The sequence below is a fragment of the Calothrix sp. 336/3 genome, assembly GCF_000734895.2.
In the GTDB taxonomy this organism is placed as follows: Bacteria; Cyanobacteriota; Cyanobacteriia; order Cyanobacteriales; family Nostocaceae; genus 336-3.
This window is the reverse complement of sequence record NZ_CP011382.1, coordinates 5,097,522-5,113,290: the sequence shown is the minus strand read 5'-3', so window position 1 is coordinate 5,113,290 and position 15,769 is coordinate 5,097,522. Positions and strand designations below refer to the sequence as shown.

Sequence of the window (15,769 nt, the reverse complement as noted above, 5' to 3'; positions counted from 1 at the left end):
ACAATATTCAGAAGTATGGATACAAACAAACCCTCAACCTTTGCCAGAAATCGAGGGTTTGAATGTTTATCGATTAGGAATTACCTATCAAGTCACACCAAAGATAATCACCAAGGCAAGTACAGCCCCGAAGACAATTAAGGCATAGAATTGGGCACGACCATTTTCTAGATATTTCAATCCTTCCCCACTGACGAGGGTAAAGAAGCCTGTTAAGTTAACAGCACCATCGACAACCCGGAAATCAACTTCCAGAACTTGTCTAGCTAAGCGACGTAATCCCAAAACAAAGACTTTGTAGTAAATGTCATCGAAGTACCACTTGTTGAGAGAAAGTTTATAAAGTGGTGCGATTTTTTGGGCGATCGCTGCGGGTTCGATTTTCTTCCACAGGTACATCAAACAAGCTAGGGTAATCCCCACCAGGGAGATACCCACAGAAGCACCTGCCATGACGTAAAACTCGTTGGGGTCGAATTCGGCAGCTTTTTCCATGACCTCGGCTAAAGTCTCATTAGGCGAGAACACGAACTCTTCAAAGTAATTGGCATAGGGGGTACCCACCAAACCAATTAACATCGAAGGAATTGCTAACACCAACAAGGGTAAAGTCATTGTCCAGGGAGACTCATGGGGAGTATCGCTGTGACCATGACTATGGTCGTCATGACCGTGGGCTGCCAATTCTCCATGTTTCATTGCCCCAGGACCAAAATTCGGGGCGGGTTCTACTGGCTCTAAAACAGCCGCAGCCGCATTTTTCAGTTTTTTGATGATTTTCTCGTCTTTGCCACGAAACTGACCTTCAAAGGTCGAGAAATACATCCTAAACATATAAAAGGCGGTGATACCAGCTGTCACCCAACCCACAAACCATAAAGCCGGACTTGTTTGGAAGGCTTTGCCGAGGATTTCATCCTTTGACCAGAAACCAGCAAAGGGAGGAATCCCAGAAATTGCCAAACAACCAATCAAAAAAGTTAAGCCTGTGACGGGCATATATTTCCGCAAACCACCCATCACCCGCATATCTTGGGCAACTACGGGGTCATGTCCTACAACCCCTTCCATACCGTGAATTACGGAACCGGAACCCAGGAAGAGCATGGCTTTGAAGTAAGCATGGGTCATGAGGTGGAATAATCCAGCACTATAGGCTCCCACTCCCATAGCCATCACCATGTAACCAAGTTGGGAGATGGTAGAGTATGCCAAACCTTTCTTGATGTCGTTCTGGGTAATGGCGATCGTTGCTCCCATAAATGCCGTTAATGCCCCGGTAAAGGCAATGGTGTGCATGGCGGCAGGGATATGTTCAAAAACGGGGTACATCCGAGCAACTAGAAACACCCCAGCAGCAACCATGGTGGCTGCGTGAATCAGAGCAGAAATTGGGGTCGGTCCTTCCATCGCGTCGGGGAGCCAGACATGGAGGGGAAACTGGGCAGATTTGGCGACTGGACCTAGGAACACGAGGATAGCAAATAGGACAGCGAGGGCATTACTCAAGGAACCAGATTCTACTAACTGGGTGAGGCGATCGCCCATGACAGCAAAATCAAAGCTACCTGTTGCCCAAAATAATCCTAAAATCCCTAAAAGTAAGCCAAAGTCCCCCACACGGTTGGTGACAAAGGCTTTTTGGCAAGCATCAGCAGCCGCTTTGCGGTCATACCAAAAACCCACCAACAGGTAGGAACACATCCCCACCAGTTCCCAGAAAATATAAATCTGTACCAAGTTAGGGCTGACTACCAAGCCCAACATGGAAGAACCGAATAAGCTGAGATAAGCGTAGAAACGGACATAACCAGGGTCATGAGCCATGTAGCCATCGGTATATAACATCACCAAGAAGGCTACGGAAGTGACAATCACCAACATCACGGATGTCAAGTGATCGACTGTATAGCCCATGGTGAGGTGAAAATTCCCAGCCGATGCCCAATCAATGGTACGGAGGTAAGTTTCATGTCCTTGTAGCTGGCTCCATAACAGGGCGATCGACAGTCCCATTGCACCACCCATGAGGGAGATAATCAATGCTGCATTTAACTGTCTTAAGCGGTTCGTCACCTGATTAAACGAGATAAGTCCTAGCCCCACCAGCATTGCTCCAAATAGCGGCAATACTGGAATCAGCCAGGCATATTGATAGATTAGTTCCATCACTGACGCCTATTTGTAGAATTCTTGATGTATATGGGATTGAGGCTGAAGTATGAAAAAAGTATAAGCCTTGTTCATTGTGGGCAAAAATTTTTTTGCAGGCAAGGAGTAAGTCTTGACAATGCAAGGCTAGTAAGGATTTATTCACACTTTTTACCCTCCGGGAAGTCCTGCGGGTGATGGCTCCCGAAGTGGCTTTAACTGAGAGAACCCCAGCGACTCACGTTTTCTCCGGTAGCCCTGATGGCGAGCAATAATTATCGAAGTTGGGAAACTCGCTAACCCTGGCGGGAGGAACAGAACTATATTAACGTTCTAATGAACGTCTACATACTTCAGCCTGGAACTGGACTATATGTGAATCGGAATGACGGTTTTCCCAATTATCCGTCTACAAGCAACAGTCCTTTGCGGATCTGTTAATAATTGTGACACACACCCTAGAGGATAAAATACCCCACCTGATACTCATCCGGTGGGGTAATTAAGTTTAGTTTTATATTTTTGCAATAGATATGAGTCAATAGTTAAGAATTTCATTTGTCGGTAGTTATATAGTTTACAACTATGTAACTATAGAAATTGGATATGACTCGAATTTATCTTGAAACTATTGCCAGAGACTGGTTTTGGGTTATCCGTATCGAACGAGATGACGGTTACTTTGAGAGATGATATCTCCAAAGTTGAGATTTTTATCGGCTTTATAGTGGTAGTTTCGGAGAAAAAACCCAGCCCATAGAGGGTTGGATTATTCCAGAATCACTATTATCTATTGAATATTTTGATGATTAACGAACTCTTAAATCAGCAGCTTGGGGAACATAGGTAGACGATAAACCACTGTAGGTATTTTTGATTTCTTCCAAAGCTCTCATGAGATCATCCCGACTCCGAAAACCCTCTAGACGCTGTCTGACAGTACCACTTTCAATTAAAAGTAATGTTGGTAGAGATGTCAGTCGGTAGGTGTTTGAAAGTTTAAAGTTGTCATCGGCATTGATATCAACCAATTTAATGGTTTCCCCACATTGAGCCTTAAACTTCAGTAATAAAGGATGCACTATTCGGCATAATCCACACCAAGGTGCTTCAAAATTTACCAAAACAGGAATAGGGGATTCTAAAACTTCTTGAGTAAATGTCCGCTCGTTAACCGACAACACCATGATGCCTCTAAAATTTATATGGTTTTCATATCGAATCAGTTATTAGCAAGAGTATTCAGTTAATTGAGATTAGGGGATTTTGTATTGGGCTATTAAAATCATTTGTCAGGTATTTTTCTACCAGGGAAAATCAGAGAGGTTGAAGATTTCATGTTTTCACAGTTCAATCCTAAAACCTGTTTCTCCATGCAAAAACAAACAAGGGATAAACTTGTCAAAACCCTAGCTAGAGGATTTTATCCGTTCATTTCTTCATCTTCAACTACAGATTTGTATCAACTTAGAAATGACATCACTTGATTATTTGTCAGGGAAACACCACAAAACGGATGGCAAAAACTTAATTCATCAAGCTTTTGCAATGCACACTGGTGGGAATAGTTGGGTGTTTACTGTTGCTGACTTCCAAGGTAAGCCATAGCTGATGGATTTGAAGACAAAATCGCTAAATTTAACTGAAAGCATCTTAACTGACAACTACTTTTATTTGATCCTACATTGACTTGGTAGCAACTGTTAAGCTGAAATACTAATTCAGTTGCTATTTGTAGCTGCTGCTCATAGGTGCTATCTACATTACCATTCTACCTTACTCGTTGCTGTCATCAATAGTGGGTGCGCCCACCATAATAGCCCAACAAAGAGAATTACGCCGATATAGGCAGGGCGGAGAAATTCCTGCCATTTTAGGGTTTGTCTACCATCTAAAACCGCGAGAAAGGGGATGATGCTAGTGCGTTGCTTAACTTCGGTAAAGGCTTGCCCATAGCGCCATTGCAGACGGCGATCGCCATGCCAGACACCGAATAAATGATGTAACATTAACCCCAAATCGGTGACGAGCATAAAAGTGGTGCCTAACCATAGGGTATGGGCAATACACCAAATTAATTGTCCGACCATTTGCGGATGGCGGGTGATGCGAATAATCCCAGTTTCGTAGAGATGGACTTGGGGTTTTTGAATGGCGGCAATTTCTAGGAGATTGAATGTAGCTGGATACAAAAACAGAAAGGAAATCGCCGAGGAGAGCCAAACGAATTCCTTGACTCCAGGGACACCTTGCGCTTGCCACAGTTGTAGTCCATCATAACGATGGTTAAAAAAGTAAATAATTAAGATAGTCGCCATGGGGATGCTAACTAGGGCAAAACAAACTCGGTAAAGTCTAGCTCCAATGTGTTTCTCTGCCCAAGGACGGAGGGCTGCGCCACCACTATGGGCGATCGCAAAGGCAAATAGCAATCCGAACATGACAAAATGACTGGGGGTTAACCAAGGTGGCAGAATCATATCCATGAAAAAATAGGTGCAGGAGTTATGGGAGTTGTTGTAGTTATAGAAGCCGTTAGCTATTGTCCCATCTTCTCATGGTGACTGGAATCGTCCGACTCTGGAATTTCCGAACTAGAGTAAAGGCTTATACATAGATGAAGTAATATAAAGAAAACTTAACTAAGTACAATCAATAGCACAAAGTATTCAAAGGGGGCTTTCTTCAAGAAATTATGTTACTGTCTTTTGCGGTTTAAGTCTCCAAGTTTAAGATGCGATAAATTACTAACTTCCAGCTAGAACCTTATGAAACGCTGGTTATCTACCAATGCTGCTCCTTTCTTGTTTGTGGGTTGAGCCTTATGTCTGACCTTCCATTTACTTTAGATCAGTTACGTATTCTCAAAGCGATCGCCGCCGAGGGTAGCTTCAAGCGTGCGGCTGATAGTCTCTATGTTTCCCAACCTGCGGTTAGTTTACAGGTACAAAACCTAGAGAGACAGCTAGATGTGCCCTTGTTTGATCGTGGTGGACGACGTGCCCAACTCACCGAAGCTGGACATCTTCTGCTAAGTTACGGAGAAAAAATCCTCAGCTTATGTCAGGAAACTTGTCGTGCCATCGAAGATTTACAAAATCTCCAGGGGGGGACTTTAATTGTCGGTGCATCTCAAACCACAGGTACTTATTTATTACCTCGGATGATTGGGATGTTTCGGCAGAAGTATGCTGATGTGGCGGTACAACTCCATGTCCATTCCACCCGTCGTACTGCTTGGAGTGTAGTCAATGGTCAAGTAGATTTGGCAATTATTGGGGGTGAAATTCCTGGAGAATTAGCAGAATCCTTAGAAATTGTGCCCTATGCGGAAGATGAGTTGGCGCTGATACTACCAGTTTCCCATCCCTTTACCAAACTGGAAACAATTCAAAAAGACGACTTGTATAAATTACAATTCATTACCCTTGATTCTCAATCGACTATCCGTAAAGTTATCGACCAAGTTTTGAGTCGTTGTGACTTAGATACTCGTAGGTTCAAGGTAGAGATGGAATTAAACTCCATTGAAGCAATTAAAAATGCGGTGCAATCCGGGTTAGGAGCTGCCTTTGTTTCTACCAGTGCGATCGCCAAGGAATTACAAATGGGTGTTTTACACTGTACGCCTATTGAAGGTGTGGTAGTGAAGCGTACCCTATGGCTAATATTTAATCCCAACCGTTACCGTTCTAAAGCCGCAGAAGCTTTCAGTAAGGAGATTTTGCCCCAATTCGCGGCACCAGGATGGAGTATGGATACGCTAAAATCATCACATAAAACTCTAGCTATTGCTACATTTGATACGGATACACCCAATTCTGATGAGGAATAAGATTTAACTAGGAGTCGCTATCAATTAGTGCTGTAGAGTCAGGGCAAAGCGCCTGGGAGATTCTGAATTCCCAACCAGAATGTTTAAGTATTGTATGCTCAGTCACTATAAGGACAAACATCATTACACAAGTATGGCTCTGGAAAGATTATTCGAGAATAATGTGATGTGTAAAACTCTTTATGCAATTACTGCATCATCCATTGCCCTTTGTTCTGTACTCAGCACTGTCTCATTGACAATGGGCTATTGACTAGTGACTATTATATGGAAATCTACTGCACTCGCCCCGGTTGCCCTCGTCCCCAAAATCATTTTGCCGATTTAGATGATCCTGGAACTATCAGAACAGTACAGCAAAAATACTGTACTACCTGTGGTATGCCTTTGATTTTGGTGGGGCGTTACATACCCCAAAAACTTCTAGGAAGGGGTGGTTTTGGTACGGCATTTTTGGCACGCGATCGCCATACTCCGGGAATGCGTCAATGTGTAGTTAAGCAGTTTCAACCTGTGGGCAATCTTACCCCCACCCAGCAGCAATTGGCACAGGATTTATTTGAACGGGAAGCGGAGGTATTAGAAAAAATTGGTAATAAGCATGAGCAAATTCCGAATTTGTTTGCTTTTTTCCCAATGATTGTCCCTAGCTTACAGGGGGGGAAACAAGACCAATTTTTTTACATTGTCCAAGAATTTATTGATGGGCAAAATCTCGAAGAAGAACTGAACCAGAAAAAAAAGTTTTCCGAGGCAGAAGTCCGGGAAGTGTTGCAAGCGATTCTCCCCGTATTGCAATTTGTGCATACCCAAGGAATTATTCACCGTGATATTAAGCCCTCAAATATTATGCGCGATCGCCAGGGTAAGTTATATCTCCTGGATTTTGGGGCAGTTAAGCAGGTGACAAACTCTCCTCCTGGTGCAGCAAGTTCTTCTACAGGAATTTATTCCCAGGGTTTTGCCCCACCAGAACAAATGTCGGGGGGACAGGTATACCCTTCTACTGATTTATATGCTTTGGCTGTGACTTGTTTAATGTTGCTCACGGGAGAACAGGATATTATCAAGTTTTTTGATACTTTCAGTAATCAATGGCAATGGCAGCAGCAGGTTAAAATCAGTTCTCAACTTACGGAAATTCTCAATAAAATGCTTCTACCTGCGGCAAATCAACGCTATCAATCTGCTCAGGAAGTATTTGATACTTTGAATCAGTCGGGGAAAGTTGTCAAAAAGCCATCAAAGTCCGCAGGAATCCAGCCAGTTGCTAATTTTTCAGTCATAGAGATTCTTGCAGGAGCAGCTTTTAGTGGGTTTCAGGGGGGATTAATGGCGATCGCCCTTTTTAGTTTGTCTAAATCTTCCCTATTTACAGTGGTAATGACTGCCACAATTATCGGTACTCTTGTCTTTGCTCAAACACGACGCTGGATTGAAAGATGGGATTTATTGTTAATTCCTGGAATTAGCCTAGGAATTATTTCCTTTGTACCTTGGTTACACGCAGGCTTCCCTCTAACTAAAATTCTGATTATTGCCACTGCTGCGGCTTTAATTTCCGTGGCGATCGCAGCCCTATTTCGTCTGATATATAGATTACTTTCTTTATTATTCTAATTGCCGCAACTTCTTAATCGGTTGGTGCAGGAAGGCACGAATTTTCAACGATTACAAATTATCGATAAATTCCTCGACTGTTATTTGTGCTTGCTTGAGAATACCGCTCAAAGTACCTACTTTTAATTCTCGATGCAAAGGCACAACGCAGCCAATTTCTTCCCCTTCGATCGATTTTTTCATGACTACATGGCTACCAGTTTGACGAACTTGCTCGAAACCCAAACGCTCAAGTGCCCTAATTGCCTCTTTGCTAGGGATTCTGGGCAACTTAGGCATAACTAACCTCAATACTGGTCACAAATCTTGGTGATGTTTCAGGTAGGGGAAACTCTTCTAAATAAAGCCGAGTTGCTTCTCGCAAACCCGCGATCGCTTCTTCTATAGTTTTTCCTTGGTCTATAGTACCAACTTCCGGACATTCAGCTATGTACATATCATCTTCTTTATGAAGAATAACTGTAAAACTACGGGTTTTCATAGCTTATTAATCCTCAAATTCCTTCTATTAGGCATGATACCACCGTTTTTTCCGAGCTTTAGAAGGTTGACTGATTTACGATACTGTCGAATTTTCCTTGGTTTTTTGCCAATCGTCCAATGCACCAATTACAAAAGCGGCTGCGGGATGGTTGAGAAGTTGGGCAATTGCTTGCACGCTTCCAGCTTTGATTGCGCTCATCAGTCGTTCTGCAAAATCAGGATGGCAATCAAGATGTTGGATTACTCCTGTGGCTATTTCCATTTTTCCCGTGGTGGTATTACTGGGGTAGGTTTTATCTAATTGTTCGAGTAATTTTTGGATTTCTGCGGCGGCTTCAGCTAGAGTTTGTTTTTGTTGCGGGTTATTAAAATAATCACCTTCAACGTATGTACCTTGGTCATTTACATTGGTTTCCCGATAATCACGACCAGTAGTAATATGGCGGTTATTTCCTGAATTATTCATAGTTGTATTCTCCTGATTTTGATTTGGTGAATTTTGAATCGGAATTTGGATAGAAGTTTGATTTGTTTGTTTCCCTTCCAACAGTCCCGCTAACATGCGAATTACTGCACTGCGTTCGGCAAGAATTGCTTGTAAAACTGCTGGGGGTAAGGCTTGGAGTTCGTCAAGATTGGCAAAATAATTGGTATGGAGAGTTGCCACATCTTGGTTGCTGGTATTGGCTTCGACTTTGAGATGTAATTTATCGCGGTTTTTGCCTTTTTTGTCCACACCAATAATTTCTAAATCTGCTTCCGGATGGGCTTCTTTGAGTTTTTGAAAAGCTATGGCAACCAAACGCGGATCGACGGGTTTGTTGTGGAATAAATTCAGGGTTTGCTTGAGGGGAGCGATAAAATCGGCAAAATCCCCATCGCTAAAATTTTTGTCCCAATCGCTGGGTTCCCGTTGGGGATTGTCATTGTGTTGTTCGTGGGGAGGTAAGGGGAGAAAAGCCGGACGCTTTTCGGGAGGAAGACGCATAAACACGTAATCGCAGCGTACTCCATCGAGTTTGGTGTCGGCAGTCAAACCCCAATCTTCGATAAACACTCCCGTCAGGTTTGCACCAGTTAAGTCAGTGCGATCGAGTTGGGTTTGGACTAATTTCGCACGCGATAAATCGGTATCCTGTAAATTTGCCTCGCTCAAATCGGCAGCAATAAAGCTGAAATCTTGTAAATTGGTGTTTTGTAAATTGATGCCCCGTAAATCTTGGCGATCGTAATTTTTAGTTAAATTTTTATCTGTCTTTTTATTTTTACTTCGATTCGAGTTTTTAGTATTTTTATCCGTATCGAGAACACCAACGAGTAATTTTTGTAAATCCAGATTTTTTAAATAACTATTCCCTGGACGGGCTAAATCGAGTTTTTTCGTATTGCGAAAGCAGGTGCGAATCAACTTCGCTTGACGGAAATCGGTATTGTTGAGGGTTGCACCAGTGAAATTTACATCGGTGAGGTTGGCTCCGCGAAAACTCGTACCACCAATCGCAGCGAATGCGACAGCTATATTGCGGATGGGAGCTTGTTTTGGGTCGCCTTTGATCGCTTGCCAAGCGATATATGCACTGAATAGGGTAGAAATTACGGCTAAGGCTCCGGCGAAGGCTACGGCTCCGGCTACGGCGAAGGCTCCGGCTACGGCTCCGGCGAAGGCTCCGGCTACGGCTAAGGCTACGGCTAAGGCTAAGGCTGCGAGCGAAAATCCATAAGCGATCGCAATTCCTTGGCGAATTGTGACAACAACGAAAACAAATATCGTAATTAGAGCAACCCAGCCTACAATTTTATTTTGAGACTCCGAACTAAATATCAGCGATACCAAATAACCATTAAAAGCCGATAGAAACCCCGATAATCCCACCAGCACCAGCACAGCAACCATCAACACAAACACCCAACGCTTTTGCAATCCAGCCTTGGCGTTGGTAAAATTTGCTTCTGTCAGGTTGGCACCAGTAAAATTTGCACCTCGAATATCCGCATCGCTAAAATCTGCGCCAGCCAAGTCTTGACCTTTAAAATTCCTGCCTCGGAAGTTTTTATTATTGGGAATATCTTGGGGCATAGCTGTAAAACTACTGTTTTAAATCTGTTTTTTATACAGTAACTCTACCGTGTTTTCCAGAAAACAAACAAAAATCTAAATATAAAGCTACGGGTGCATCCTAAGTTTTCATAACTCAACAAAATAAATTGTAATCCCGTAATTGCGATGAGGAACGACGAAGCAATCGCATAGACTCTTTTGTTGTAACTCTACCTTGTTGTTTAAAAAAAATATATTGCCAATCTGAAAACCTTGATTTTTAGACAATAACTTCTCCCTCGTTGCCATGTTATGAGGAATAAATAAATATTAAAAAATATTAAACTTTTGCCAAATGCTTGAGAGTCGGCTTGAAGAGTTTAGAAAGCGTCATTCTTTACATTATAACCGCAACTGCATAGAATAATCTCTTGTGGAACTGCTAGATATCTGACTTTTCAAAAAGTAGAGGATATGAAGACAAAGAACCTATCTTTCCTTAAACATGGCATAATATTTTCTGTGACATTCTCTGGATAAGATATATGAATTTCAATAAAGAAACTAAAATTTTATTATTATCTTTAGCAATAACTTTAGGTTTAGTTGGTGGTGGAATTTACTACCTATTTAAAGATATTTTGCCCGGAGGTAATCAGGTATCTGTTAATATTTCTAATTCTGCTAATAATAATCAAAGTGAGTCCCGGATAAGTGCGGGAGAAATTTCTCTAACTCCTGGTGATGTATCTGTAGCTAAAAGAGATGGAATTGCGGCTTTTAAATCGGGTAAATATGAAGAAGCTGTCAATTATTTTCAAGCTGCTTTGCAAAGTAAAAAGAATGACCCAGAAACTTTAATTTATCTGAATAATGCCAAAATAGGTAATAAGAAATCCTACAGTATTGCTGTCTCAATTCCTCTAGCTACAGAACCAAATTTTGCTTTAGAAGTATTACGGGGAGTAGCTCAAGCTCAGAATGAAATTAATCTTCAGGGCGGCATCAAAAATACACCTCTAAAAGTAGTTATTGCCAGTGATGATGATCGGGTGGAATTGGTAAAAGATATTGCCCAGAATTTTGTAAAAAACTCGGAGATTTTGGGTGTTGTTGGTCATTTTGCTAGTGATGCGACTCTCGCTGCTGGAGAAATATATAATTCTCAGCAATTGGTGGCAATTTCTCCTACTAGTAGCGCGGTAAAAATCTCGAATTTTAGCCCCTATGTATTTCGGACTGTTCCTAGTGATTTTATGGCAGCAAGGGCGCTGGCTAACTATATGACAACGAAATTAAATAAAAAGAAAGCAGCTATTTTTTATAATTCTCAAAGTGGTTATAGTCAGTCTTTAAAATCAGAATTTGTCTCTGCGGTTTCCCTTGCGGGTGGTGAAGTTAGCCACGAATTTGATATGTCAAAACCTGATTTTAGTGCTGCTCAAAGTATTGCCCAAGCGCAGGGGGTAGAAGTTTTGATGTTAGCTGCTAATTCTCAGCTTTTGGATAAAGGGTTGCAGGTGATTCAAGTCAATCAACGTCGGTTGCCTTTACTTGCTGGGGATGGGTTTTATGCATTAAAAACTTTAGAAATTAGTCAGGGGCAAGGAGAAAATATGGTTCTGGCTGTACCTTGGCATTTAGAAAGTAATCCGGGTGCGGATTTTCCTCAGAAATCTCGTCAACTTTGGGATGCGGATGTGAATTGGCGTACTGCTTTAAGTTATGATGCGGCTCGTGCTTTAATCACAGCAATTGAGACTAATCCTAGCCGTCAAGGTGTTCAACAAGCTTTGAAGAGTGGAAATTTCGCCGCTAGGGGTGCTTCTGGGGAATTGAGGTTTGCTAATTCTGGCGATCGCAATGCTCCGGTGCAACTGGTTCAGGTGAAATCTCAGCCAAATTCCCGTTCCCGTACCGGATATGATTTTGAATTAGTTCGCAATTAAACCCATAGTTCTTCCATAGATTTTGTTCAGGGATTAATCTAAAATTTCCACCACACCTCTAAATCCATCAATGGTGACAACTTGACCATCTTTTAAGATATGGGTGGCATGGTGAATATCCATAACTGCGGGTATGTTATATTCTCGCGCCAAAATCGCCAGGTGGGATAGCTTACCACCAACTTCGGCAATGATACCCTTAGCCCGAATCAGATGGGCTGCCCAACCATAATCAGCATAGGGGACAACAACAATAGTATCGGGGTCAATTTCTGGTAAATTTTGTAAACTCTGGAGAATTTTCACCTTACCTGTGGTTTTCCCGGAACTCACGGGTATCCCTTGGAGGGTTTTTTCTGTGGATGGGGAATGGGAAAGATGGAAATAACCGGGTTTATGACCATAGACAAGCAGGGGTACGGAGGTCAGATAGGTATCATGATTAAATTGCGATCGCCGCTGTTGAATCACATCTGTTAATTGCGTTAGAAGTTCTTCATCATAGTTGCTAACTAGACGACGAATTTCCTCAATTTCTAGGAAAAATATATCTCCCCCATCGTAGAGTAAACCTGTCTGCAACCAAATATTTTCTAAGGAAATCAATGTCCAGCGTAACTCTGCCAATAGACGCGCATAAATTTCCCTAACTTGTGCTTTCAAATTGACTCTGCGTTGAACTGCCCCTTTTTTGCGAATTTTTTTACCCCTATCTGGTGTAATTGTTTGCATTAACTGCACAAATAGGAGTTTTACCTCTGGTTTATCTTCCTTCCAAGTAGGTGAAGCAAGATTAATTCCCCCTTCATTTAAATAACCATATTGCTCCACCAGTCGGTCAAATTCCTGAATAATTTCTTGTCCTTTCACAGATAAAGCTAAGTCTTCAAATAGGGTTTCAGGATCGAAATCAGGGAATAATTCCCTTGCAGTCATTGCCAATTCTTGTAGCGATCGCAGTGCTGCTTCCTCTGGTATTTGACTCTCGTCAATTTTCCCATCCTTAACTCGTAGTAAATGCTGACGTAATGCCACACTCAGAGGTGCTGATACCTGATAGTAGGTGATTTTCCGAATACAGTCACAGATAAAATCAATTCTTTGGAGAAGCGCTGAGGGTTCTAATTCCTCAAGATTTTCTTGTTGAATTTGTGAGAGAGCGGTGGCAAATGTGCGGTGATAATCCCGCTTAAAGTCCTTTTCTAGGGAAAATTCCCGTAAAAAGAGGCGCTGGATTCCGGGAAAATTGCGAATTAAAATATCCCAATTAATGACAGGAAAATCCTTTCCTTGGGTGAAAAACTCTAAACTGTTGGCTGGTAAGTTCAAACGACGGCAAATTTGGACTAACAAAGAAGCATTGCAGTAGACACGGGAGTGGTATAAATTTGCTCCTTGGGAAAAATCAAACCCGCGCACCCTTTCCCCCAATAACAGGGCAAAAAGTTCTCCCCAGACACTAGATATCATCGGTTGATGAATTGACCAACTCAGGGGATGAATTAACCCTGGAACCATGGCAGCAGCTAGTTTTCTTGTCCAGATAGGGGACATGGTGCTAATCGGTCGAGTTTGCAAAACCCAGAGCATTTGCCCGTCGTAGCTCCACTCAATGTCCTGGGGGATTCCGTGGTGTCTGTCTTCTAGACGACGTACTAAGTAAGCAACTTGACGGATAAGAGCGGCGGGGACTCTACCTTTCCCTTCCAATTGAATCAGAGATAGATTATCCGTATCTAGAACAAATGCGCGGTACGCTTCGGGGGTGACACGTCCTGCAACCACAGGTGTTCCATGACCCGCGACTGCTTCAATAACGACAGCATCCTGTTCTTGGGTAATGGGGTCACGGCTAAAAGCGACACCAGCATAGACACTTTGAACTTGCTGTTGAATTAATACTGCCATAGCCGCATCATGAAGTTGGCGATCGCGGCGATATTGAATTGCTGCTGGTTGATTGTAGGATTCCTGTACCAGGGCGATCGCTCGGCGTAATCCTTCCTTGGTAGTAATATTCAAAAATGTCTGATATTGTCCCGCAGAGGAAGCTTGATCAGAATCTTCACCCACGGCAGAAGAACGCACCACTAGGGGAGATAATTCCGAAGGCTGGAGATATTCAATTAAGATTTCTGGGTCATCGTAGGGTGATAATACCCATCCTTTGGGTACAGGATAACCCCAACGGCGTAACTGGGAAAGACGAGCAGCTTTTTGCCCAACGATCGCCCCATCGAGATGATCGTCTAAAGATAAAATTGTTTGTTCACTTCGCAATTGCGGTGATAAGTCAGGGATATTTTCCCTAGAGGTGGTGTTACTTGATAACGTCCATGTCTCTGGTATCTGCTGATATATCCAACCAATTAAAGCTGCAAATGCAACTGCGGCAAAAACTCTCAAGCCATCTTCTGCATGGATAATCCCAATAATTACGGGTACGAGGGCTAAAACTCCATACTTGGCTAACTGGCGATCGCGCACAATTGTAAAACAAATACTTGCCACTAAAAACAGAAATCCTGCTGCCAAGGGGTCATGAAATGTAAATCCCCAAACAACACTGGTAATTCCCACTCCCTGACCAACACTATACCGCCCCAGAATCAACGCACTCAAGGCAATTAACTCCCAAGCTGAACCATCAGGGAAGAACAAACGACACAGGAGAACTACACCAATCCCCTTAAGTGATTCTAAACATATCGCCAGAATTCCCACTGCTGCCCCACCATGATAAAAAGCAGCAGAAACACTAATATTGTTGACTCCCACTTGGGCAAATTCCCGCCCTTTCCAAATATGGGTAATCCAACTAATTAATGGCAGCGCACCCAAAAGCGGGCAAATAAGCAAAATAACGAAAATACCCCAGAGTTCAAGCATCGTGGATTCAGGATTTTAAATTTATTTTCTATCTAGAATCTAAAATCCCAAATAGTCATAGTTTGGGTACATTTTGATACTTTTATTTTTATTTTTAAGTAACCGTAGATAATTCAGATGCTGATATGTGGGGATTTGTCAAGGAAAGTATAGACAATGATTTAGTTCTTAAAGATACTTTGACATGAGAAAAACGTCTTTTTTTGAAAAATTAACGTAATATTTTTTTAATATTTACGCCTGAAGTGAGTTAAAAACCCCTCTCATTGCATAAGGTTTTCAAGACTTGATTCACATTAAACATGATTTCTTGATTAGGTTAGCGTTGCTTTCCGCTCTGGGAGATATGACTCCTTACTAGTTAATGGCAGGGATACTTGTGCCACAGGAGATTGAAATATCGCTTTGCACATCATGTATTTCCATCAGCTGTAGCACTTAGCACCCAGTAAGCTAGCAATTTTTATCCGACTGCATAGGCTGATTGGACAGCCCAAATAATCAGAACTGCGATCGAACCCAAAACCAGTACGGTAGAAATAGTCACTAGTTTGGGAGAATCTGCACCATCGAACTTCATGATTCCTCGGTTTAAATCGGACATTGTTGGGTAATCCTCCTTTTGTTACGCTCCCACTGTCCGTCTCGATTTTAGTGCCTTACTTGACCTTTGCAGAGGTCTGTTTGTGACTATTTTCATTATATTTTGTTTAAGCTTTGTCAAGTTGATAGGTAACAGGAATCAGAAAAAAGCCTTCTTTCTTGTAGCTTTCCTGTTTCCCTTTGTTATAACTGTGTTGTTTT

Annotated in this window: 12 protein-coding genes; 4 read left to right on the top strand and 8 right to left on the bottom strand. The window is 42.3% G+C overall.

What is annotated here, in order from left to right; translation table 11 throughout:
- Positions 1-87: 87 nt before the first annotated feature.
- Both IJ00_RS21240 and IJ00_RS21235 read right to left on the bottom strand, forming a co-directional pair.
- Positions 88-2,169: an NAD(P)H-quinone oxidoreductase subunit 5 gene (locus tag IJ00_RS21240; RefSeq protein ID WP_035156443.1), complete on the bottom strand. Its 2,082-nt coding sequence runs from the start codon at positions 2,167-2,169 to the stop codon at positions 88-90.
- A gap of 791 nt (positions 2,170-2,960) precedes the next feature.
- Positions 2,961-3,338: a co-chaperone YbbN gene (locus IJ00_RS21235; protein ID WP_035156441.1), complete on the bottom strand. Its 378-nt coding sequence runs from the start codon at positions 3,336-3,338 to the stop codon at positions 2,961-2,963.
- A 286-nt stretch (positions 3,339-3,624) separates the two neighbouring features.
- Here IJ00_RS21235 and IJ00_RS30000 point away from each other — a divergent pair, with 286 nt between their 5' ends.
- On the top strand, positions 3,625-3,759 hold the full coding sequence (locus IJ00_RS30000) for a hypothetical protein (RefSeq protein ID WP_256388824.1): 135 nt from the start codon (positions 3,625-3,627) through the stop codon (positions 3,757-3,759).
- A 155-nt stretch (positions 3,760-3,914) separates the two neighbouring features.
- On the opposite strand, the gene IJ00_RS21230 is transcribed toward IJ00_RS30000, so the two are convergent.
- Positions 3,915-4,631 (bottom strand): NnrU family protein, encoded by a 717-nt coding sequence (locus IJ00_RS21230; protein ID WP_035159433.1) that lies wholly within the window; start codon positions 4,629-4,631, stop codon positions 3,915-3,917.
- Positions 4,632-4,975: 344 nt separating this feature from the next.
- Here IJ00_RS21230 and IJ00_RS21225 point away from each other — a divergent pair, with 344 nt between their 5' ends.
- Positions 4,976-5,986 carry a LysR family transcriptional regulator gene (locus tag IJ00_RS21225; RefSeq protein ID WP_035156438.1) on the top strand — a complete coding sequence of 337 codons (1,011 nt, stop codon included), beginning with the start codon at positions 4,976-4,978 and terminating at the stop codon, positions 5,984-5,986.
- 267 nt (positions 5,987-6,253) lie between these two features.
- Positions 6,254-7,606, top strand: a complete 1,353-nt coding sequence (locus tag IJ00_RS21220; RefSeq protein WP_035156434.1) for a serine/threonine-protein kinase — start codon at positions 6,254-6,256, stop codon at positions 7,604-7,606.
- 51 nt (positions 7,607-7,657) lie between these two features.
- Here the strand turns inward: IJ00_RS21220 and IJ00_RS21215 are convergent, their stop codons facing one another.
- The 3 genes from IJ00_RS21215 to IJ00_RS21205 form a co-directional block, all read right to left on the bottom strand.
- Positions 7,658-7,885 (bottom strand): type II toxin-antitoxin system HicA family toxin, encoded by a 228-nt coding sequence (locus IJ00_RS21215; protein ID WP_035156431.1) that lies wholly within the window; start codon positions 7,883-7,885, stop codon positions 7,658-7,660.
- Positions 7,878-8,087 (bottom strand): type II toxin-antitoxin system HicB family antitoxin, encoded by a 210-nt coding sequence (locus IJ00_RS21210; RefSeq protein ID WP_035156428.1) that lies wholly within the window; start codon positions 8,085-8,087, stop codon positions 7,878-7,880. Before IJ00_RS21210 ends, IJ00_RS21215 begins: the two co-directional genes overlap by 8 nt.
- Positions 8,088-8,162: 75 nt before the next feature.
- A complete protein-coding gene (locus IJ00_RS21205; RefSeq protein ID WP_035156425.1) occupies positions 8,163-10,166 on the bottom strand; it encodes a pentapeptide repeat-containing protein in 2,004 nt (667 codons plus the stop codon).
- Positions 10,167-10,672: 506 nt separating this feature from the next.
- On the opposite strand from IJ00_RS21205, the gene IJ00_RS21200 reads away from it, so the two are divergent.
- Positions 10,673-12,076 carry an ABC transporter substrate-binding protein gene (locus tag IJ00_RS21200; RefSeq protein WP_035156423.1) on the top strand — a complete coding sequence of 468 codons (1,404 nt, stop codon included), beginning with the start codon at positions 10,673-10,675 and terminating at the stop codon, positions 12,074-12,076.
- Positions 12,077-12,109: 33 nt separating this feature from the next.
- On the opposite strand, the gene IJ00_RS21195 is transcribed toward IJ00_RS21200, so the two are convergent.
- Positions 12,110-14,965, bottom strand: a complete 2,856-nt coding sequence (locus tag IJ00_RS21195; protein ID WP_035156420.1) for a glycerol-3-phosphate acyltransferase — start codon at positions 14,963-14,965, stop codon at positions 12,110-12,112.
- Between the two features lie 463 nt (positions 14,966-15,428).
- The gene (locus IJ00_RS29240; RefSeq protein ID WP_035156418.1) at positions 15,429-15,569 is read right to left on the bottom strand and encodes a hypothetical protein; all 141 of its coding nucleotides are present in this window, start codon (positions 15,567-15,569) and stop codon (positions 15,429-15,431) included.
- Positions 15,570-15,769 lie beyond the last annotated feature (200 nt).

What these genes read in the sequence shown, in the direction of transcription:
- IJ00_RS21220 (WP_035156434.1), top strand. Translation starts at nt 6,254, where the DNA reads ATGGAAATCTACTGCACTCGCCCCGGTTGCCCTCGTCCCCAAAATCAT.
- IJ00_RS21230 (WP_035159433.1), bottom strand. Translation starts at nt 4,631, where the DNA reads ATGATTCTGCCACCTTGGTTAACCCCCAGTCATTTTGTCATGTTCGGA.
- IJ00_RS21215 (WP_035156431.1), bottom strand. Translation starts at nt 7,885, where the DNA reads ATGCCTAAGTTGCCCAGAATCCCTAGCAAAGAGGCAATTAGGGCACTT.
- IJ00_RS21210 (WP_035156428.1), bottom strand. Translation starts at nt 8,087, where the DNA reads ATGAAAACCCGTAGTTTTACAGTTATTCTTCATAAAGAAGATGATATG.
- IJ00_RS29240 (WP_035156418.1), bottom strand. Translation starts at nt 15,569, where the DNA reads ATGTCCGATTTAAACCGAGGAATCATGAAGTTCGATGGTGCAGATTCT.
- IJ00_RS21195 (WP_035156420.1), bottom strand. Translation starts at nt 14,965, where the DNA reads ATGCTTGAACTCTGGGGTATTTTCGTTATTTTGCTTATTTGCCCGCTT.
- IJ00_RS21240 (WP_035156443.1), bottom strand. Translation starts at nt 2,169, where the DNA reads ATGGAACTAATCTATCAATATGCCTGGCTGATTCCAGTATTGCCGCTA.
- IJ00_RS21235 (WP_035156441.1), bottom strand. Translation starts at nt 3,338, where the DNA reads ATGGTGTTGTCGGTTAACGAGCGGACATTTACTCAAGAAGTTTTAGAA.
- IJ00_RS21205 (WP_035156425.1), bottom strand. Translation starts at nt 10,166, where the DNA reads ATGCCCCAAGATATTCCCAATAATAAAAACTTCCGAGGCAGGAATTTT.
- IJ00_RS21200 (WP_035156423.1), top strand. Translation starts at nt 10,673, where the DNA reads ATGAATTTCAATAAAGAAACTAAAATTTTATTATTATCTTTAGCAATA.
- IJ00_RS30000 (WP_256388824.1), top strand. Translation starts at nt 3,625, where the DNA reads ATGACATCACTTGATTATTTGTCAGGGAAACACCACAAAACGGATGGC.
- IJ00_RS21225 (WP_035156438.1), top strand. Translation starts at nt 4,976, where the DNA reads ATGTCTGACCTTCCATTTACTTTAGATCAGTTACGTATTCTCAAAGCG.